This window comes from Marinobacter sp. PE14, assembly GCF_053566155.1.
This window is the reverse complement of the sequence record NZ_JBQXNY010000008.1, coordinates 60,913-80,796: the sequence shown is the minus strand read 5'-3', so window position 1 is coordinate 80,796 and position 19,884 is coordinate 60,913. Positions and strand designations below refer to the sequence as shown.

The 19,884-nt window shown below is 58.8% G+C and carries 20 protein-coding genes and 1 riboswitch; of the genes, 9 read left to right on the top strand and 11 right to left on the bottom strand.

Annotated features, from left to right (window positions below; genetic code table 11):
* Window positions 1-348 precede the first annotated feature (348 nt).
* From ACWJ62_RS19580 to ACWJ62_RS19570, 3 genes are read left to right on the top strand one after another with little or no spacing between them, the layout of a single operon-like run.
* Entirely contained in the window at window positions 349-1,233 is an 885-nt protein-coding gene (locus ACWJ62_RS19580; RefSeq protein ID WP_449287668.1) for an ABC transporter substrate-binding protein, read from the top strand.
* A complete protein-coding gene (locus ACWJ62_RS19575) occupies window positions 1,230-2,006 on the top strand; it encodes an ABC transporter permease (protein ID WP_449287667.1) in 777 nt (258 codons plus the stop codon). Before ACWJ62_RS19580 ends, ACWJ62_RS19575 begins: the two co-directional genes overlap by 4 nt.
* Complete coding sequence (locus tag ACWJ62_RS19570; RefSeq protein ID WP_449287666.1) at window positions 1,999-2,670, top strand: ABC transporter ATP-binding protein; 672 nt, start codon at window positions 1,999-2,001, stop codon at window positions 2,668-2,670. Before ACWJ62_RS19575 ends, ACWJ62_RS19570 begins: the two co-directional genes overlap by 8 nt.
* 85 nt (window positions 2,671-2,755) lie before the next feature.
* Here ACWJ62_RS19570 and ACWJ62_RS19565 read toward each other — a convergent pair whose 3' ends face one another.
* From ACWJ62_RS19565 to ACWJ62_RS19550, 4 genes are read right to left on the bottom strand one after another with little or no spacing between them, the layout of a single operon-like run.
* The gene (locus tag ACWJ62_RS19565) at window positions 2,756-3,562 is read right to left on the bottom strand and encodes an ABC transporter permease (protein ID WP_449287665.1); all 807 of its coding nucleotides are present in this window, start codon (window positions 3,560-3,562) and stop codon (window positions 2,756-2,758) included.
* A 1-nt stretch (window position 3,563) separates the two neighbouring features.
* Window positions 3,564-4,286 carry an ABC transporter ATP-binding protein gene (locus ACWJ62_RS19560; protein WP_449287664.1) on the bottom strand — a complete coding sequence of 241 codons (723 nt, stop codon included), beginning with the start codon at window positions 4,284-4,286 and terminating at the stop codon, window positions 3,564-3,566.
* Entirely contained in the window at window positions 4,283-5,257 is a 975-nt protein-coding gene (locus ACWJ62_RS19555) for a YVTN family beta-propeller repeat protein (RefSeq protein ID WP_449287663.1), read from the bottom strand. Before ACWJ62_RS19555 ends, ACWJ62_RS19560 begins: the two co-directional genes overlap by 4 nt.
* Window positions 5,258-5,299: 42 nt before the next feature.
* Window positions 5,300-6,472, bottom strand: coding sequence for an ABC transporter substrate-binding protein (locus tag ACWJ62_RS19550; RefSeq protein ID WP_449287662.1), 1,173 nt, complete (start codon window positions 6,470-6,472; stop codon window positions 5,300-5,302).
* Between the two features lie 260 nt (window positions 6,473-6,732).
* Between ACWJ62_RS19550 and pedF the strand changes: the two genes are divergently transcribed.
* From pedF to ACWJ62_RS19535, 3 genes are all read left to right on the top strand, one after another.
* Window positions 6,733-7,161, top strand: coding sequence for a cytochrome c-550 PedF (pedF, locus tag ACWJ62_RS19545; RefSeq protein ID WP_053113110.1), 429 nt, complete (start codon window positions 6,733-6,735; stop codon window positions 7,159-7,161).
* Window positions 7,162-7,250: 89 nt separating this feature from the next.
* Complete coding sequence (locus ACWJ62_RS19540; RefSeq protein ID WP_449287661.1) at window positions 7,251-8,207, top strand: substrate-binding periplasmic protein; 957 nt, start codon at window positions 7,251-7,253, stop codon at window positions 8,205-8,207.
* Window positions 8,208-8,400: 193 nt separating this feature from the next.
* Window positions 8,401-10,176: a PQQ-dependent methanol/ethanol family dehydrogenase gene (locus tag ACWJ62_RS19535; protein ID WP_449287660.1), complete on the top strand. Its 1,776-nt coding sequence runs from the start codon at window positions 8,401-8,403 to the stop codon at window positions 10,174-10,176.
* 62 nt (window positions 10,177-10,238) lie between these two features.
* On the opposite strand, the gene ACWJ62_RS19530 is transcribed toward ACWJ62_RS19535, so the two are convergent.
* The 3 genes from ACWJ62_RS19530 to ACWJ62_RS19520 all read right to left on the bottom strand — a co-directional run bounded on the left by ACWJ62_RS19530 (window position 10,239) and on the right by ACWJ62_RS19520 (window position 13,230).
* Complete coding sequence (locus ACWJ62_RS19530; RefSeq protein ID WP_014578369.1) at window positions 10,239-11,024, bottom strand: ABC transporter ATP-binding protein; 786 nt, start codon at window positions 11,022-11,024, stop codon at window positions 10,239-10,241.
* Window positions 11,024-11,839, bottom strand: a complete 816-nt coding sequence (locus ACWJ62_RS19525) for an ABC transporter permease (RefSeq protein WP_449287659.1) — start codon at window positions 11,837-11,839, stop codon at window positions 11,024-11,026. Before ACWJ62_RS19525 ends, ACWJ62_RS19530 begins: the two co-directional genes overlap by 1 nt.
* A 66-nt stretch (window positions 11,840-11,905) precedes the next feature.
* Window positions 11,906-12,014, bottom strand: a riboswitch (guanidine-I (ykkC/yxkD leader).
* Window positions 12,015-12,198: 184 nt separating this feature from the next.
* Window positions 12,199-13,230, bottom strand: coding sequence for an alpha/beta fold hydrolase (locus tag ACWJ62_RS19520; RefSeq protein ID WP_449287658.1), 1,032 nt, complete (start codon window positions 13,228-13,230; stop codon window positions 12,199-12,201).
* A gap of 154 nt (window positions 13,231-13,384) precedes the next feature.
* On the opposite strand from ACWJ62_RS19520, the gene glnT reads away from it, so the two are divergent.
* Window positions 13,385-14,743: a type III glutamate--ammonia ligase gene (gene glnT, locus ACWJ62_RS19515; protein WP_449287657.1), complete on the top strand. Its 1,359-nt coding sequence runs from the start codon at window positions 13,385-13,387 to the stop codon at window positions 14,741-14,743.
* A gap of 15 nt (window positions 14,744-14,758) precedes the next feature.
* Here glnT and ACWJ62_RS19510 read toward each other — a convergent pair whose 3' ends face one another.
* Both ACWJ62_RS19510 and ACWJ62_RS19505 read right to left on the bottom strand, forming a co-directional pair.
* Window positions 14,759-15,355, bottom strand: a complete 597-nt coding sequence (locus tag ACWJ62_RS19510; RefSeq protein ID WP_062786260.1) for an HD domain-containing protein — start codon at window positions 15,353-15,355, stop codon at window positions 14,759-14,761.
* Between the two features lie 18 nt (window positions 15,356-15,373).
* Window positions 15,374-16,144, bottom strand: a complete 771-nt coding sequence (locus tag ACWJ62_RS19505) for a class II aldolase/adducin family protein (protein ID WP_082814060.1) — start codon at window positions 16,142-16,144, stop codon at window positions 15,374-15,376.
* A 131-nt stretch (window positions 16,145-16,275) separates the two neighbouring features.
* On the opposite strand from ACWJ62_RS19505, the gene ACWJ62_RS19500 reads away from it, so the two are divergent.
* Complete coding sequence (locus ACWJ62_RS19500; RefSeq protein ID WP_108018518.1) at window positions 16,276-16,974, top strand: Crp/Fnr family transcriptional regulator; 699 nt, start codon at window positions 16,276-16,278, stop codon at window positions 16,972-16,974.
* A 94-nt stretch (window positions 16,975-17,068) separates the two neighbouring features.
* Window positions 17,069-17,959, top strand: a complete 891-nt coding sequence (locus tag ACWJ62_RS19495) for a bifunctional transcriptional activator/DNA repair enzyme AdaA (RefSeq protein ID WP_449287656.1) — start codon at window positions 17,069-17,071, stop codon at window positions 17,957-17,959.
* Here ACWJ62_RS19495 and ACWJ62_RS19490 read toward each other — a convergent pair.
* Both ACWJ62_RS19490 and ACWJ62_RS19485 read right to left on the bottom strand, forming a co-directional pair.
* Window positions 17,942-18,553: a TetR family transcriptional regulator gene (locus tag ACWJ62_RS19490; RefSeq protein WP_449287655.1), complete on the bottom strand. Its 612-nt coding sequence runs from the start codon at window positions 18,551-18,553 to the stop codon at window positions 17,942-17,944. The genes ACWJ62_RS19495 and ACWJ62_RS19490 overlap by 18 nt on opposite strands.
* 226 nt (window positions 18,554-18,779) lie before the next feature.
* Window positions 18,780-19,847 carry a putative urea ABC transporter substrate-binding protein gene (locus ACWJ62_RS19485; RefSeq protein ID WP_449287654.1) on the bottom strand — a complete coding sequence of 356 codons (1,068 nt, stop codon included), beginning with the start codon at window positions 19,845-19,847 and terminating at the stop codon, window positions 18,780-18,782.
* Window positions 19,848-19,884 lie beyond the last annotated feature (37 nt).

The following is a 19,884-nucleotide window of genomic DNA, read 5'->3' as shown; positions in this document are numbered from 1 at the left end:
CGGTTTTCGGAAGAGAGTGCGGCATCGAGCTCGTTCAGCATGGCGGCCTCCTGTGCAGAGAATCACCGGGGTCGGCTCCGATCCTCTGTTTATTATTGTGATGGTTTCATTACACGCCATCCCGGTCTCGAGGTGAATGCGACCATCGCACCAAAAAACAGGCACCAAAGTACTATTCTTGCCGGGCTGTGGGCTTCGTATCGTGGAGCAATGAGCCTACAACCAATAATAACGCCTGTTTCCCAATGCTTTCTCGCCGATCTCTGGTTCAAAAAGGGAATGGCCGCCCTGTTATGTCTTCTCTGTAGTCTCGCAGGCAGTGTTCATGCCCGGGAAGGAGCGCCTGAGGTGCCCGTGCTGTCTGTCAGTGTGTTGCAGTTCGGCACTGCCCACTGGGAGCTTGACCATATCCTGCACCGGGGCTTGGATCGGGAGAATGACTATCGGCTGGACCTGAAACCCGTGGCCAACCTGCCGGCTTCCAGGCTCGCGGTCACCAGCGGTTCGGTGAATGGCGCAGTGGCCGATCTGCTGTGGGCGCAGTCCCGGTTCCAGGCAGGAGTGCCCTACCTCTATGTGCCGTTTTCATCCCAGATCGGTGATATCGTTGTCGCCGAGGCCTCCCCGATCCGCTCGGTGGCAGATCTGGCGGACAAACGCATCGGCGTTGCCGGCGGGCCGGACAGCAAAGGCTGGATACTGCTCCAGAAAGTCGCAGAGCGGCAGGGCATCAACCTGGAGGAATCCGCAGAGATCCAGTTCGCTGCTCCGCCGCTGCTCAGCCAGGCTCTCAAGCGGGGACAGGTCGACGTGATCGTCACCTACTGGCATTTCGCGGCCCGGCTCCGGGGTGAGGGCCGCTGGCGGTCGGCCTTCAGCATGGCTGACCTGCTCACGGAACTGAATCTGGATCGGAACCTGCCGGTGCTGGGTTATGTCTTCCCTGCGAAATGGGCGACCGATCATCGATCGTTGATAGATGGTTTCGCGGCCTCCCTTCAAGAGGCTAAAGCCGAGTTGGCGGACAGTGAATCACCCTGGCAACGCTTGCGTCCCCTGATGGGTAATCCTGAAGATGGCGTCTTCACGGCCTTGCGAGAGGGCTTTGTTGCCGGCACACCTGCTCCACAAACAGACAAGCGTATTGAAGATCTGCAGCGTTTGATGACCCTCACAGGTGCCGATCCGGACCGCCTGATGCCCGCCAATCTGTTTTACCGGAGCCAACCGTGAAAGGCCCTCCCGGCCGCCCGCCGCTCTGGAGCTATTGGATAGTTCTGCCCTCGTTTGTCGTGCTCTGGGCGCTGACGGCGTGGCTGCTTCAGTCGCCTCTGTTACCAACGCCGGTGAGCGTACTGGATGCCCTGGTTCGGGAATCGGCGTCCGGCGAGCTCTGGCATCACCTGGGGGCGACCCTGGCCCGTGTGGTGGTCGCATTTGTTCTGGCAATGGCCATTGGCACGGCCGTCGGCATTGTGATGGGACGTTCACAAACCACCAATGCCCTGTTCGATCCCTTGCTGGTGCTGTTGCTGAACTTGCCGGCCCTAGTCACCATCATCCTCATGTATGTCTGGTTCGGCCTGGTGGAAGTAGCCGCCGTGATGGCGGTAGTGATCAACAAAGTGCCCAACGTCGCGGTGACGGTGCGCGAAGGCGCCCGCAGCCTCGACTACCGCCTCGAGGAAATGGCCACCGTCTACGAGTTCACCCGATGGCAACGGTTGCGGGAAGTCTGGGTGCCCCAGCTATTTCCCTATCTCATGGCGGCCACCCGGGGTGGTCTCGCCCTGATCTGGAAGATCGTCCTTGTGGTGGAACTGCTGGGCCGCTCAAGCGGCGTCGGCTTCCAACTGCATATGGCGTTTCAGGTGTTCGACGTGGCCGCCATTCTGGCTTACAGCCTGGCGTTTATTGCCGTCGTCCAGCTGATCGAGCTGGCCATCCTGCAGCCCCTCGAGCGTCGATCCAGCCGCTGGCGTCAGCCGGAGGCCGCCCATGCTTGAGCTCAGAATCGCGGGCCGCGAATTCGGTCAGCCAGTCCTGGGAGAGATTTCCGCAACCATAGAACGAGGCGATCGCATCTGCCTGCTGGGCCCCTCGGGTATCGGCAAGACCACCCTGCTGAATGCGATTTCCGGTCTCGATAAATCGGTGCCAGACGAGGCGGTTATTGGTCGCGGCAAACTCCGGGTGGGTTATCTGTTTCAGGAACATCGCCTGCTGCCATGGCGAACGTTGAACGCGAATCTATGCCTCGTTGGTGCCAGTGATGAGGAAGCCGAGAAACTGTTGGTGCAGGTTGGGCTGTCTGGCTACGGACACTACTTCCCCGATCAACTCTCCCTCGGTATGGCCAGAAGGGCGGCACTGGCCCGCTGCCTGGCGGTGAAGCCGGACTTGCTGCTGCTGGACGAGCCGTTTGCGTCACTGGACCCTGTGATGGCGGGTGAGCTCAAAGCACTGATTGCCGAGATTCTGGATTCGCATCCGAATATGGCGATGATCTGCGTTACCCATGATGGTGGGGATGCAGAAATACTGGCAAACCGTCTGTGGTACCTGGATGGAAAGCCCGCCCGATTGCAGTGGGATGATCCGATTGGTGCACCCGGAGTGGTTGATGGGTTGCTTGGAAGGCTTCGCGGTTTGGATTTGACGGGCTGTTAGGTTGATCGAGGGGGCCCGCAGTCTGTCGGATTACGCTTTGCTAATCCGACCTACGAGGTCTGCACGGTGTCTGCCTTCCTCCGGATCAGGCAGGCTTGGAGGTCCCAAGTATCTTGGTCCTCTGAGGCCGGAAGCCGGCTGTGGCAAACAATGCCAGAACCACGGTGACACCTGCAGTAATTCCGTATGCCATCGGATTCCACTCCAGGTACAGCGAAAACCGGATTGCCTCCACCGCATGGGTGAACGGATTGAACTGGCAGATCCAGTACAGCCAAGGACTGGCCTCGTTCATGCGCCAGAGCGGATAGAGCGCCGAGGACATGAAGAACATCGGGAAGATGACAAAGTTCATCACCCCGGCGAAGTTCTCCAGCTGTTTGATCCAGGTGGCGATTAATAGCCCCAACGCGCCGAGCATCAGGCTGGTGAGAATCAACGCTGGCAGCACGGCCAGGTAGCCCCACAGTGGTGGCTCCACGTCCACCAGCAGTGCGAGCAGCAGGAATACATACACCTGACCGATAGACACCACGCCCATCGCCAGTAGTTTGGTTACCAGAAGGAAGGGACGGGGCAGGGGACTCATCAGTAGCACCCGCATGCTGCCCAGCTCCCGGTCGTACACCATGGACAGGGCGCCCTGCATGCTGTTGAACAGGATGATCATGCCGCACAAGCCCGGAGCGATGTAGGTCTCGTAGCTGATATAGGTCTCGTAAGGCGGGATGATGGAAATGCCCAGCACTGCCCGGAACCCGGCGGCGAACACCACCAGCCAGAGTAGTGGCCGCACCAGGGCGCTGGCAAAGCGGGTGCGCTGCTGCCAGAACCGCAGCCACTCCCGGGTCTGGATGCCCACAAAACAGTGCCAGTAGTGTGCTGCGTTCACATCAGCCGGCTCCGGTCAGAGAATGGAAAGTTTCGGCCAGATCCCGGGTGCCTTCGGCCTCGCAGATGGTCTGGCCGTTGCCGTCGGCCAGTAACTGGCCCTGGTGAAGGATCAGCACCCGGTCGTCTGTACGGACTTCTTCGATCAGGTGAGTAGCCCAGAGTACGGTCAGGCCGTCTTCTTCGCACAGGGTACGCACGTGCTCGTTGAGCCCTTTGCGGCTTGTTACGTCCAGGCCCACGGTCGGCTCGTCCAGTAACAACAGGGAAGGGTTGTGAAGAAGCGCCCTTGCTATTTCCACGCGCCGGCGGTGACCGCCGTTGAGCTGGCGGACGGCATCGTTGGCCCGGTCCAGCAAGTTGAAGCGTTCCAGTTCCCGGTCACCGCGGGTACGGGCTTCTTTGCGGGACAAGCCGTGTAGCGCCGCGTGGTATTGCAGGTTCTGCCGCACCGTCAGGTCCAGATCCAGGGCATTCTGCTGGAACACCACGCCGATCCGGCGCATGGCCTCCGCCGGCTGTTTTTTCAGTGATTGGCCACCCAATAGAATATCGCCCTGCTGGAGGGCCAGCAGGCGGGTAAGCAAACCAAACAGGGTTGATTTGCCGGCGCCGTTGGGCCCGAGCAGGGCGTGAAAACGGCCAGAGGTCAGCGCAAAGCTGACCTCCCGGAGCACCGGCTTGTCGCCATAGCGAAAGCTGAGGTTACTGGCTTCGATGGTCATGATGTCGGATCAATGACCACACCCCAGGGGTAGCGGCCCACCTTGATGGATTTAATGACCTTCATGTCCTCCAGGTTGATCACGGACACGTCCCCAGAAACGCCGTTGGTGGTGTACAGATGCGTCTCGTCCTTGTCGAGATCCAGCTGCCAGACGCGCGCACCCACCAGCAGGTAATCCAGAACTTCATAGGTTTTTGCATCGACTACCGCCACATGATTTGAGGGGCCAAGTGCCACAAACGCGTACTTGCCGTCAGACGTCAGCTCAATACCTACCGGCTGGACCCGATCCTGATTCACACCGGGCACTTTGAAGGACATCTCGTGGATCTGTTCCAGGTTGTCGACATCGATGATGTGCACGGTGCCGCCAATTTCCGCGGAGGCCCAGGCGATCTTGCTGTCCTTGCTGAACTCCACGTGGCGCGGGCGCTGGCCGACCACAATGTTCTTCTCGATCTCGAAAGTCTCGGTGTTGATCCAGTGCAGCATGCTGGTGGTTTCGGAGGTGTTCACCGCCCACTTGCCGTCCGGACTCACAGCCATCCCCTCGGGCTCAATGCCGACATCGATCTGGGCCAGTACGTCCTTGGTATCCACATCCACCACGGTCACGATGGCGTCGTCCTCGTTGGCGATGTACAGGTGCTTGTTATTCGGATGCAGCGCGAATTGTTCCGGATCTTCACCGGAAGGCAGGGTGTCGACGATCTTGCGGGTAGCCAGATCCAGCACCTGAACCGTGTCATCGTCGCTGGCGCAGATGTAGAGCTTGGTGTAGTCCTTGGAGAGCAGGATGCCTCGGGGCCGCTGGCCGACGTCGATGGTTTCAATCACTTTCTGCGTTTCGGTATCGATCACCGACAGGGTGTTGTCCTTCTCGTTGGATACATAGGCCACGCTGGCCAGGGTCGGTGTCGACAGACCAATCATCGTGGCCAGGGCAGCGCGCTTGATCAGGGTTTTCATGGTGTAGCTCCTTTTTGTTGTAACCGGTAAGACGGTATCGGGTTAGCCGTTGATCCGGCACTCGCTTTCTGGCCGGTCGAAACCCAGGGTGTCCATCTGGCTATTGGGGTGGAGAAAGCCTTCAAAGGGCGCGCGTGCCACCAGTCCTCGGGGATGAACCAGCGGAATCGGTTGTCTCAGCTGGCCATTCCAGTCGCGGAAGGTGAGCTTACGGCCCTTGAACGCAGCCAGTTGGAACTTGTCACTGAACAGGTAATTCCGGATCTCGGCGGGATTGGCGGAGTTCAGGTCGGTTATGGCGGTACCGATGGAGCGAACGGCTGTCCAGGCGGCGTAGTCCTCGCTGTTCATGTCCCTGCCGGCCAGCTCGCGAAAACGATTCTGGAGCTGGGCGGCGCCCCAGCTCTCCACCACCCGATGCCAGGTAACGGGTGACATGCCCTGGGTACCCACCACCGGTCGCGGCAGCCAGGTGTTGAACGGCACATACTCGCCAAAATCGCCCCGCACATCGGCAACCACCACCGCGTCATAATCGCTGGCCTGGGTGAACAGCGGCAGCTCTTTAGAGGCGGTGCGGCGCAGGTCGGCGTCAAAGGTCCAGGGCTTGTCTTCGACAATCGCCAGCCCGAAGCGCTTGGCCGAACGGCGGAAGGCATCGGCCCAGCCCTTGTCGGCTTCGGTCGGCCCGGTAATCAGGAAAACCTCATCCCAGCGTCGCTGGTTCAGCCACTGGCCGAGGGCATCGGTGAGCATCGAATAACTGGGCATGGTGTGCAGCAGGTTCACGTGGCACTGGCCGGTGCGCAGGGCATCGTCCTTGGCGCCGGCATTGAAGATCAGCGTAGTGTCTCCGGCCTTCTCGGTGAGAGCTTTCAGCGTCGAGGCCGGCGCATTTACCACGAACAGCTCCAGGCCGTTCTCGCGCATTGAATCAAAGGCCGCGATGGTCGCTTCTTCGGTATTGGCAATGTTGCTTTGGAGTGAGTAGGTCTGGCCCAGAAACTTGCCGGTGGTGCTGTTGTCGTTGATGGCCAGTTCGGCTCCCCGAAGGCCGGCATCGTCCGGCTCGGGAATGACGTTGGACAGCACCGGTCCCTGGTCCGGAACCCACTGCAGGTAGCCAATCCGAACGTCCAGGGATTCCGCCTGCAGCGGGCATGCTACTGCCATGGTGATCAGTGAAGTGGCCGCTGTCCGGGACAGAAAAGACATGGGGTTCTCCGGTTTGTTGTTGTGCTTCCAGCTTATGGAAGGGGGAGAGGCCCGGAAATATTCAGAAAGTAGGAATCAGGCAGTACCAAAGGATGAGATTTCCTCTCGGAGACCAAAAATCTACTACCAAGGAACTAAACCAAAACCCCCAAAGTGGCATTCGGATTGGACAGCGGGATTCCTAGACTGGTGATCAGTAAGTTGGCAACTGACAAATCCAATAGCCAACCACGGGGAATCCAATAACAGAGGTAAGACCAATGGCAATGTCCTTTTCACTCAAAGCAATCGTGGCTTCGGCCATGTTTGGCCTGGCCGGCTTCGCTATCGCGCATGGCAATGTCACACCACAGGAAGTGGATACGGGCAATCTGCCGGAGCTGGGCGATGAGGTGCGCATCGAGAACCCCTTCCGCGAGGGCAATGAATTCGGCGAGTTCAACGCCCAGGCCGCGAAAATCGGCGAGAGTGCCTACGCTGGCAACTGCGCCGCGTGCCATGGCATTCGGGCGATGTCCGGCGGTCTCACGCCGGATCTTCGCGAACTGACCGAGTGGGATGACGAGTACTACATCGGACGCGTTATGAACGGTACCGATCGCGGAATGCCGTCCTGGAAAAAGAGCATGGACCAGAACGCCATGTGGGCAATCCGCACCTATGTGGAATCCCTGCCCAAGCCAGAGTGATGAGCGCGGCTACTGTCAAAACGAGCGCCTGAATTCGGGTCGGCCCTGTGCCGGCCCTTCGTCGTTGGGAGAAAAGGTGGGAGAAAACAATGAAAAGTCTACTTGGAATACTTGCCCTGTTGCTGTTCGCCCAGGTGGTCCTGGCCCAGGAGGTTAACGACGGGAACGAATTGCTCAACCGGCCTGCGGAGCGCACCTACGACATCATCCTGGATTCCGGCTACCTGAAGGTCGGTGTCTATGAGAATTTCCCGCCTTATTCCTACGAGGTTGATGGTGAGCCAATGGGTATCGACATCGAACTCGGGCGGCGGATTGCCGAGGAAATGGGCGTTGAGTTCAAGGTGCACTGGATCATCCCCGACGAGAATCTCGGAGACGACTTGCGTAACAACGTCTGGAAAGGGCACTACCTGGCCAAACAGCGGCTTGCTGATGTGATGCTTCGGGTGCCCTACGACAAGACCTACGCCTACATGCAGGATTCCACCGGCGAATACATCAACGAACAGGTCGTTCTGTTCGGCCCGTATCAGCAGGAAACCTGGCAGATTGCCTACAACCCCGAAAAGCTCGACAGCGTCGAGACCGTGGCGGTTTTTCAATACAACCGTATTGGCGTCGAGATAGATACCTTGCCTGATTTTTATCTGACTTCCGCGTTCGGGGGCCGCATGCGGGAGCAGGTTCGCCATTACACCAATGTGGCGGACGCGTTCGAGGCCATGCGCAAGGGTGAAGTAAGTGCCGTGATGGGTATGCGCTCGGAGATCGATCACGAACTGGCCAAATCCGAGAACGCCTTGTTCGAAACCGCTGGTAATGGGTTTCCGGGTATCGGCAAACAGGTATGGGATGTGGGTATGGCGATCAAACACACCCATCGCCAGCTGGGCTATGCACTTGAAGCCATCATCGACAGTCTGGTGAAGACCGGCGAGATGAACGAGCTGATGGCCAGCCAGAAACTCCGATACAGCGTGCCGGGTTATTACCGGGAATTCCTGGATGAGCAGGCTATCGCCAGGGCCGAAGGGGATCTCTGACGGTTTGCCCCGAACGCCGGGGCCGGAAGATCGGGTGTAGTCGTACTACCAAGTGATGAGAAAACCTGTTCCGGCGAGCAATTGTTGGTTTTTTCCACAAAGCGAAGAATCGTATCAGAGGCGGGAAAAGTTCCCGGTTCGGCCTGAAACGAACTCAAGAGAACTGAAAACAAGAGACTTGGAGAGCGCAACCATGAGAACCAACAAGTTCGGGATTCGCATTGCGGCCAGCGCCCTGGCCATGGCAGTTTCCTTCGGGGCCCATGCGGTAACCGACGAAGACATCATCAACGATCACAAGACCCCTGAAGACATTGTCAGCTATGGCATGGGTACCCAGGGACAGCGCTACAGCATTCTGGAAGATCTGAACACCAGCAACGTTCAGTATCTGCAGCCGGCCTGGGCTTTCTCCTTCGGCAGCGAAAAAATGCGTGGCCAGGAATCCCAGCCGCTGATCAAGGACGGCGTCATGTACGTCACCGCCTCCTACTCCCGCATCTATGCCATCGATGCCAGAACCGGCGAAGAAATCTGGCAGTACGATGCCCGCCTGCCCGATGGCATCATGCCCTGCTGTGACGTGGTTAACCGCGGTGCCGCCATATACGGCGACAAGGTGATCTTCGGTACCCTGGACGCCAAACTGGTTGCCCTGAACAAGGACACCGGTAAGCCGATGTGGATCAAGAAGGTGGCCGATTACCAGGCCGGTTATGCAATCACCGCCGCGCCCATGGTCATCAAGGGCAAGGTCATTACCGGCGTTTCCGGTGGTGAATTCGGTATTGTCGGCAAGGTGGAAGCCTACGATGCCAATACCGGTGATCTGGTATGGACCCGTCCGACGGTAGAAGGCCATATGGGCTATGTCTACAAGGATGGCAAAAAGATCGAAAACGGCATTTCCGGTGGCAAGGCAGGCGTGACCTGGCCCGGCGAAATGTGGAAGAACGGCGGCGCGGCTACCTGGCTGGGCGGCACCTACGATCCGGACACCGATTCCCTGTTCTTTGGTACCGGTAACCCGGCGCCCTGGAACTCGCACCTGCGCCCCGGCGACAACCTGTTCTCCTCAAGCCGACTGGCGATTGATCCGGACGACGGCAGCATCAAGTGGCACTTCCAGACCACCCCGAACGATGGCTGGGACTATGATGGTGTCAACGAACTGATCTCCTTCAACTACGAAGAGAACGGTAAAACCGTGAAAGCAGCGGCCACCGCCGACCGTAACGGGTTCTTCTACGTACTGAACCGCGAGAACGGCGACTTTATTCGTGGCTTCCCGTTCGTGGACAAGATCACCTGGGCAGAGGGCCTGGATCCGAAGACCGGCCGTCCGATTTACGCCGAAGGCGGGCGCCCGGGCAATCCTGCCGATATGGAAGGTGGCAAGGGTGAAATGGTTCTGGCTCAGCCAGCCTTCCTGGGCGGCAAGAACTGGATGCCCATGGCCTTCAGCCAGCAGACCGGTCTGTTCTATGTGCCCTCGAACGAGTGGTCCATGGATATCTGGAACGAGCCTGTTTCCTACAAGAAGGGCGCTGCGTTCCTGGGTGCAGGGTTCACCATCAAGCCGGCCAACGATGACTACATCGGCGTACTTCGGGCTATGGATCCGAAAACCGGTGAGGAAGTATGGCGCTACGAAAACACAGCTCCTCTGTGGGGTGGCGTGATGACAACGGCCGGTGGTCTGGTCTTCACCGGTACACCCGAGGGCCATCTGAAGGCGTTTGATGCCAAGACCGGAGAAGAGCTCTACCGCTTCAACACCGGTTCCGGTGTCGTGGGCACGCCCATCACCTGGACCATGGACGGCGAGCAGTACGTCTCTGTGGCGTCCGGCTGGGGCGGCGCGGTTCCGCTCTGGGGTGGCGAAGTGGCCAAGGTGGTGAAGGACTTCAACCAGGGCGGTATGGTCTGGACCTTCAAGCTGCCGAAGGATCGGGTTGCCAGCAACTGATCCAAGCGAAAGTGAAAAAAGGTCGCCCTGGGGCGACCTTTTTTATTGAGCTGTCCGTTAGATCAGGCGGCCTGATTACGGGCTGTCTCGCTGACCGACTGGTGAATGTCTTCGAACAGTTTTCGATCCGTTTGCCCGATCGGCAAGTCGTAGGTGATGGTGGCACCGAATGCCTGTGGGTCATGGGGATCGTTGCGCACCTTGTCGAACACCAGCAGTCGGGTGCCCAGGTAAAAACCTTCCTTCAGATCGTGGGTCACCATGAAGATGGTGGTACCGGTCTCCTGCCAGAGTTTCAGCAGCAGGTCATGCATGTCACCGCGAATACCGGGGTCCAATGCGCCGAAAGGCTCATCCAGCAGCAGAACCCGTGGCCGCATGATCAGCGACTGGGCTATCGCGAGCCGCTGCTGCATGCCGCCGGAGAGTTCGTGGGGCCATTTGTTGGCGGATGGGCTCAGGCCCACCGACTCCAGCATGGCGTCCACTTTTTCGAGGGCTACCTTGCGGGCGCCGCCGAACAGCTTGCCCAGCCAGGGTTTCTGTTCCAGTTCCAGACCCATCAGCACGTTCTGGCGCACCGTCAGGTGTGGGAACACCGAGTAGCGCTGGAATACGATACCCCGGTTTCGATCCGGCTCGCCGGGGAAGGCCTCGCCCTCCAGTAGCAGTTCGCCGCGGGTCTGGGTTTCCTGGCCCAAAAGCATTTTCAGGAAGGTGGACTTGCCACACCCGGAGGCGCCAACGAGGGTGCAGAATTCGCCCTGTTTCACGCTCAGGTTCAGGTTCTCCAGGATCACCTGATCGCCGTATTCCTTCCAGAGATTGTTGACAGTAATGAAGCTCATCAGTGGCCTCCTGCGTTGTACCAGGGGAACAGCCTGCGGTTTGCCAGACGCAGGCACTGGTCGATAACAATGGCGAGAATGGTGATCCAGATGACATAGGGCAGGATCACGTCCATGGCCAGGTAGCGCCGCACCAGGAAGATCCGGTAGCCGAGGCCTTCGGTGGAGGCAATCGCCTCGGCGGCAATCAGGAACAGCCAGGCGGGGCCAAGGCTCAGGCGCGCGGCGTCGATCAGGCGGGGCAGCACCTGGGGCAGGGCCATGCGGGTGATCACCTGCCAGGAATTTGCGCCCAGGGTCTGGATCTTGATCAGCTGCTCGCCCGGGAGCTCGCGAACCCGCTGGGCCACATCCCGCATCATGATGGGCGCGGTGCCGATCACGATCAGCATGACTTTGGAAAGCTCGCCCAGCCCGAACACAATGAAGAGAATCGGTAGTATGGCCAGTGGCGGCACCATGGAAAGGGCAGAAACCAGAGGAGCAAGGTTGGCCCTGACCAGTGGCAGCACCCCATTTAGAATACCGACCACCAGCGCCAGCGAGGCAGCGATACCGACGCCCATTCCAAGGCGCGCCAGACTGGCGGTCGTGTCCTGCCACATCAGGTAGTCGCCGCTGCGACGGTCCTCCTGAAAAGCCATGCGGTCCACGGCCGCGGTCATCTGCTCCAGACCTGGAAGGAGTTTGTCGTTGGGGTTGTCTGCCAGGCGCTCCTGAGAGGCCAGGCTGTAGATGAGCATGATCAACAGAAAGGGCAGCAGGCCCAAGAGGGTAGCGGAAACACGCCCGGGGTGATGGTTGATCATTCGCATGAATCGTCTCCTCTGGTTTCACAACACGGCAAGGTCATCGCGGGTAACAGCGTCCCTTGCGATTCAGTCTCCCGGGCTTTTGTCCCGCCGTGTAACCTCCCCAGAGGTCGGTGACTCTCGGACCAGCCATCCGGGAATCTTGACTGCCCGGACCGGAACCCTAGTCACCCATTTTGTCCGTCGCTCTGTCTGCGGTGTTGTGAACAGTGCTTTGAACGGATCGGGTTTTTGAAAACCGTCAGTCAGAAACAGTGCAGATGGCATGCCAGATCCGAAGAGCGGGCGAAAACGGGTCATCCCGGCAAAGGCATCGGCAAAAATATGCACCGGGTTGGTGCGGCATAGGTTCGGGTGCTCGATCATGACGCCTTTCCCGAGAGCAAAGCCCGGGCGGCCGCAAGGATGCGATTGTGGCTTGCAGCCTCCCGGCCCGCACCACCGGCAACGTGGCCCCAGTCCGATTCCAGCGATTCCACGGTTGCGCCGGGCATCCGGCGGCCATCCTCACTGGCGTCCTCCTCGGTAAAGTAGAGATCGGTGGTGCAGGGCATCATTCGGGCAGGCATGGCAATGGCAGAGAGCGCCGCTGCGTAATCCATGCCAAATACGGGGTTGTCGCTGATATCGCCGTTCTGCCAGGTGTTCAGTACGGTGAGCAGATCATTGGCGTCCTGGCCCAGATGATCCTGCTCCCAGAATCGAAGCAGCTCTTCAATGGAGCCAAAACCCTGTTCGCGCCAGAGCTCGTGACGAAAAAATGCCTGGGAATAAGCCCAGCCGGCATAAACCCGACCGAAGGCCTGGAGTCCGCGCTCAGGTGGTGTCTGGTAGTGGCCATCTTCAAAACTCTGGTCGCAGGTCAGGGCCGCTTTTACACCCTCCAGAAACACCCGGTTGTGGGGATAGCACCGTGCGGTGCAGCAGGTGGCCAGCACTGCGCGCACCTGCGTCGGAAACAAACAGCCCCACTGCAGCGCCTGCATCCCGCCCATGGACCAGCCCATCACCAGCGCGATCCGGGCGTCTCCGAAGATGTCCTCCACCAACCGCTTTTGTAGCATCACGTTGTCATACAGGGACACGGCAGGAAAGCCCGGGCCGCCCTGTGCTCCGGCGGTGTTCGAGGGTGAGGATGATTCGCCTGCGCCCAACAAAGCGGGAATAACGATGCAGTAACGCTCCGGATCGAGGGGGCTGTTGCCTCCAACCCACGGGTGATTACCCGCGGCTGCACCACCGTAGTACGTGGGCAGCATAATCAGGTTGTCTTTTGGTGCGTTCAGCTCGCCGATGCGGTGGTACCGCAATCTCGCGGAGCGCAACGTTTCGCCGGAAGTCAGAGGCAGGTCACCTGCTTCGTAATCTTCTACAAGCCATTGCTTCGACGCCATTTTCCCCTCTCTTTCAGACTGACTGTTTGCCTGAAGTCTCTCGCCTTCGCTCTTATATATACACGCTGGCATGTATGTTGAATGGCAAAAACAAAGAAAGAAACGTGCCAGAACCCAAACTGATTGCCCGCATGACGGGCCGGAGAAAAACAGGATGACGGAATTGACCAACACCCAGGCCCTGAAAGAGAAGCTCACAGAGGCAGGTGTGAAATACGCCATTGCCAGCTACGTGGACATCCACGGTGTGACCAAAGGCAAGTTCGTGCCCGTGGCTCACCTGGGGCAAATGATGGAAGGCTCGGAGCTTTACACAGGCGCCGCCCTGGATGGCGTGCCCCAGGATATCTCCGACGACGAGGTCGCCTCCATGCCGGATGCCGATGGGCTGGCCATCTGCCCCTGGAATCGACAGCTGGCCTGGTTCCCGGGCAATCTGTTCCTGAACGGCGCGCCTTTCGAAGCCTGTTCCCGGAATATTCTACGTCGTCAGCTGAGTGCGGCGGCCGATATGGGGTATCGCTTCAACCTCGGTATTGAAACCGAGTTCTTCCTGTTCCGGGATACCGAGGATGGCGGCTTTGCCCCGCTGAGTGATCGCGACAACCTGGGCAAGCCCTGTTACGACCCCCGCACGCTCATGGACAACCTGCCGATCATGGATGAGCTGGTAGACGCCATGAACGAGCTGGGCTGGGATGTGTACTCGTTTGATCACGAAGACGCCAACGGCCAGTTCGAAACCGACTTCAAATATGCCGACGCCCTGACCATGTCCGACCGCCTGGTGTTCTTCCGGATGATGGCCAACGAGATTGCCCGCAAACATGGCGCTTTCGCGAGCTTCATGCCCAAGCCCTTTGCCGACCGCACCGGCAGTGGCGCCCACTACAACATGTCGCTGGCGGATCTGAAAACCGGCGAAAACCTGTTCGAACCCAGGGGCGACGACCTGCACAACTGCGGCATCAGCAAGATTGCCTATCACTTCACCGCAGGTGTGCTGAAACACGGCGCGGCCATCAGTGCCGTGATTGCGCCGACGGTGAACAGCTACAAACGGCTCGTTCGCCAGGGCAGCATGTCCGGTTCCACCTGGGCACCGGTGTTCATGTGTTATGGCTCCAACAACCGCACCAACATGATCCGGATCCCCGGCATGGGCGGGCGCATCGAATGCCGTGCCGCAGACATTGCCTGCAATCCCTATCTTGGCGCCGCGCTGATTCTCGCTGCAGGGCTGGAAGGCATCCGTGAAGGTCTGGACGCAGGCGCACCCCACCACGAGAACATGTACAACTACAGCGATGCTGAAATCGCCGAGCAGGGCATCGAGTATCTGCCCCGGAACCTGGGCGAGGCCGTGGAGGCCTTTGAGGCCGATCCGCTGGCGAAAGAAGTCTTCGGTGAAGCCATGTTCAACAGCTTCATCGACTTCAAGAAAGGCGAGTGGGAGAGCTATCAGAACCACGTCTCTTCCTGGGAAGTGGATCGTTACCTGAAGATGTTCTGATAGCCCGTCCGGGGCTTATTCCGTGGCGGTTTCTGCGTCCTTGTAAAGCGACTTTACCGGCTGGGCAAAGACCTTGCGCACCATGGGTTCGAAGAACTCGAGGGGCAGGGTCTCGCCCTCGGGATCAAAGGCCGGGGAATCGTATTTGCTGACAAACTCGATGGTGCGCTCGAAGTGGGGGTGATCCCGATATTCGTTACGCATGTCCCGGTCCATGCCCAGGTAATGGAAGAAGTAGTAGCCCTGGAAGATGGCGTGATGCTTTACCATCCAGTGATTGGCTTCACTGACAAAGGGCTCCAGCAATACGGCTGCCACATCGGCGTGGTTGTAGGTGCCCAGGGTGTCGCCGATGTCGTGTAGCAGCGCACAGACCACGTATTCGTCATCCTTGCCATCCCGGTAGGCCAGGGTAGCCGTCTGCAGGCAATGGGACAGCCGGTCGATCGGAAAACCGCCAAAATCGCCCTCCAGCAGTTTCAGGTGCTCCAGGATCCTGTCCGGAAGCCCTTTGGCAAACTGTCCGAATGACTTTGCGATGGTCTGCCAGTCCTCCGCCGTGCCGTCTTTCATATGGGTGAACTGCGCCTGGGGCGCATTGACGTCACTCATGCTGTATTTCCTCCGAAATTAATCTCTGAAGCCGGGATCAATGCGATCCAGCTTTCGAAGCAGTCCCGGCCAGGCGAGGTTACCGCCCATACCCTTGGTGACCTGCTTGGCCTGTTCACGGATCGAACTGAGAATGCTGTCCGGAATCTGCACCAACGGCTGGCCCCCGGACATGGCCTGGATCTGGACTTCGCAGGCACGCTGGAGGATGTACATGCCCAGGAAGGCTTCGGCTACGCTGGGCCCGGTGGTCAGCAGGCCGTGGTTGCGCAGGATCATGAAACGGGCGTGGCCCAGATCCGCCTGCAGGCGCGCTTTTTCGTCTTCCCTCAGAGCCACGCCTTCGTAGTCGTGGTAGGCAAGACCCGAGAGCGGGAACAGGCTCTGCTGGGACAACGGCAGCAATCCTTCCTTCTGCGCTGAGACAGCCACACCGGCAGTGGTGTGGGTGTGCATTACGCAGGCGGCATCCTCACGAATCGCATGGATGGCACTGTGAATGGTGAACCCGGCCGGGTTGATGTCGAAATCGTCAGGGTTGACCTTGTTCCCTTCCTGGTCGATGCGTACCAGGCTGGAGGCCGTGATTTCCTCGAACATCATGCCGTAAGGATTGATCAGGAAATGGTGCTCGTCACCGGGGATCCGCAGGGAAATATGCGTGAAGATCAGATCGTCCCAGCCGTAGAGGGCAATCAGGCGGTAGGCGGCGGCAAGATCAACGCGCAGCTGCCATTCTTCAGCACTCACCTGTTCTTTCTTGGACGGAATCGATAAGGGTTCAGACATTCGGGTGACCTCTGGGGTGTCCGGTTGTTGTTGGAATGGAACAGCTCCGAGTCTAGGCCTATTTATGGTCAACAAACTGTCAAATGGTTTACATTTGGGGGCGTTGTCTTGCCAGTTTTCGGAGATTGTTGATGGCGGTGCCAGACGTTGAAGCGGTGATGCGTTCCTGCCCTTTATTGGCGGGCTTCCCGGATACGGCTTTTCGGGAAGTGGCGGCCATGGCCAGAACGCGACGGTTTGGCGCCGATGATCCCATTTATGATCGGGGATCGATGCAGTCAACACTCTGCGTGATTGCCAGCGGAACCGTGCGGATCACCTCGGTGAATGCAGCGGGCCGCGAGGCGACGCTGATCATCTTTGATGCCGGATCCTGGTTCGGGGATACGGTGTTCTCGCCGGGTATGCCCAGAGTATATGGAGCAACCGCCCACGAGGAAGCTGTCATCGTTGAGTTGCCTGGCGAAGGTTTCCGGCAACTCATGGCAAGCTACCCTGAGAGTTACCCGATTGCTCTGGACCTTGTCAGCCGGCGACTCTGGTCAGCCATGTCGATTATTGAGGACGACGCCCTGCGAGGCGTGACCGCGCGGATTGGCCGGCGCTTGCTGTTCCTGGCGGAAATCCAGGGCGTGCGCACGTCATCGGTGGAACCGGTCGCCCTGAAACTCACTCGCGAGCAACTGGCCAACATGATGGGCATGACCCGGCAAGGGGTGCATAGTCGTATCAAGGCCCTCGAAAGCCGGGGCTTGCTCGCCTTGGGCTACGGACAGATTACCCTTTCCAGTCCCCGGGCCTTGCAGGCGTATATCCAATCGCTTGATTAATGATATGTGATCACCGCAAGAAACGGATGGCAGCGCCGGCAGCAATCGCGCATCCTTTCAACGAATGGTCGGATGCAAATAAAGGAGTTGTCACATGGCCCGCAATGAACGCTCGGCGGTGGACCGCGAACCGGAGCTGTCTGCCAGTGCGCCAGATAGAATGGTCGAGCTGGCGCGGTTTATTGAAAGCCGGCCGGATGAGCGTCTGACACTCGAAGACATGGCGGGGTTCATAGGGCTCTCGGCATCCCACGTCCAAAGGGCGTTCAAGAAAACCTTCGGAGTTTCGCCAAAGGCCTATCAGGATGCATTGCGCCTGAAGACATTCAAACAGGCCCTCAAGCATGGTCAAACGGTGACCGACGCCATATACGATGCCGGCTTTGGGTCGGTCAGTCGCGTTTACGGAAAGGCGGACCGACAGGTCGGCATGTCGCCGTCCCGTTACGGCAAGGGTGGGGAAGGTGAAACCATCACCCATGCCTGCCGGCAGACCTCACTCGGCCTGTTGATGATGGCCGCCACCGATCAGGGTGTGTGTTTTGCCGAATTCGGGGATGACGAAGCGGCGCTTCAGGATCGATTGCAGAGAGAGTTTCCGAAGGCACGACTGGTTCCCTCTGAGGCAAAGGCATCGCCGGAGCTGGATGCCTGGATTGCCGCTCTGGACGAACACCTCAGCCAGAACACGCCTCGCCCGGATGTACCTCTGGATATCCGCGGCACCGCTTTCCAGACACGCGTCTGGAAACTCCTGCTGAGCGTCCGCGAAGGTGAGGTGGTGAGTTACACAGAGTTGGCAAAGCGACTGGGTGAGCCCAGAGCCGTTCGGGCGGTGGCCTCCGCTTGCGGGCGAAACCGCATCGCCGTGCTGATTCCCTGCCACCGTGTCTTGCGCAGTGACGGCTCCCTGGGCGGTTACCGCTGGGGGCTCGACCGAAAGCAGCAGTTGCTCGAACAGGAACGCTCAGCCTCGGCCGAGTAACACCCAGAACTGTCGCTGGAAAAACGCCGTCTCCTGTTTCAGCGAAAACAGCTTCGGTGCAAACAGCCAGGTCTGGGTAATCCCCATCAGATAGGTGTAACTCAGTAGCCCCAGATCCTCAGGATCTTCCTGCGTACTGATCAGACCCCGCTCAGCGGCCTGGCCCACCTGATCCCGGAACATCGTAATAATCGACTTGGTCAACGCCCGCTCCCGCTTCAGCGTCCGGCTCATGGCATCGGTGAGTTCGGTTTTGTTCAGCAGAATCTCAAACGACTGACGATATTTACGATCATTGGCCAACAGGCCCAGCCAGCGCTCAATAAAATGATCCATTGCCTCAATGGGCGTTTCCCGCATGCCCGCGCACTCCGCAACCAGGGCTTCCAGCGGTTCCTGGGAGTAGGCGAGTACGGCCTCGTAAAGATCATCCTTGTTCTCGAAATGCCAGTAGATCGGCCCCCGGCTGCAACCGGCTTCTTTGGCAATACGGCTCAAGGTCGTCAGTGAGTAACCGTCCCTGCTAAACAACTTGAGCGCGGCCTCAAGAACGGTCTGTCGGGTTTTCTCGGCATCTTCCTTGGTACGGCGCATATAAGGTGTTTCTCAGCGGTTAACTGTGGGCTCGGAAGATCGGCGTTGGGATGCCTTTCCAAAACTGTGCGGAGCCATGGATGGCGGAGCCCAAGCGCCACATGGATGTGCCGCAAGGAGCGTGTTTTGGAAAGGCATCCCAACGCTGATCCACCCCCAAAGTCTAAATAAAAAAAGGGCACGATTAATCGTGCCCGATCCTAGCAGAGTTTTAGAAGACGATCGCTCAGATCTCCCCGTCAGCCGCCATTTGCATATAACTGTCGTTAAACCGCAGCTTCACATTGCCAGAGTCACCCATGATCGAACCATCCGGAAACTCGATGCCAACAAAGTCCGGGCTCATAGCCCCCTGGCCAAGCAGACCCTTCTCGAAAGAGAACTGGCGAACACTGTCCATGGCGTCCAGAGCTTCATTGCTGTTAATGAAATCCACCGACATCTGCGGTTCCCAGAACATCTTCATGCCGGCGAGCTGTGCTTCGTAGCCGGCCTGATCGGTTCCGGACAGCTCGCCCAGAAACGCCCGCGCTTCCTGACCTTCTTCACTGTCGGAGGCGAGAATACTCATGGTTTCGTACCACGCACCGACAAGCGCCTTGCCCAGCTTCGGGTTGTCTTCCAGCGTCTCTGTGTTCACCAGAGTCAGATCCTTGATATGGCCAGGAATCTGGCTGGAATCGAACAGCTTGGTGGCACCCGGGTAGGCTTCCACTTCCGCCAGCAGCGGGTTCCAGGTAGCCACGTGGCGGACATCATCGGTCTGGAATGCCGAGACCAGATCCGCATCGGAAATGTTGACCACGCTGATGTCCCGCTCTTCCAGGCCAACCGTGTTCAGAGCCCGAACCAGCAGGTAGTGGGAAACTGATAGCTCAACAAGGTGCACGGTCTCGCCTTCCAGATCAGCGATGGATTCGGCGTCCTTGGACACCAGACCGTCGTTGGCGTTGGAGTAATCTCCGACGATCAATGCGGTGGTATCCACGCCGGATGCTGACGGGATCGACAGACCATCCATGCTGGTGGCGACGACGCCGTCAAACTGACCGGCGGTGTACTGGTTGATGGACTCGATGTAGTCGTTCACCTGCACGATATCCACTTCGATATCATACTTGTCCGCCCACTTTTTCATGATTCCGTAGTCTTCGGCATACTGCCAGGGCACCCAGCCGGCGTAGATGGTCCAGGCGATGCTGAAGGAGTCCTTTTCCTCGGCCATTGCACCCATGGACAGTGAGGCCGTGAACAGACCGGCCGCAAGACGTTTACTAAAGTTGCGTGTTTTCATGGTGTCTCTCCTCGGGCCTTGCCCGTGTTTGCAGGTT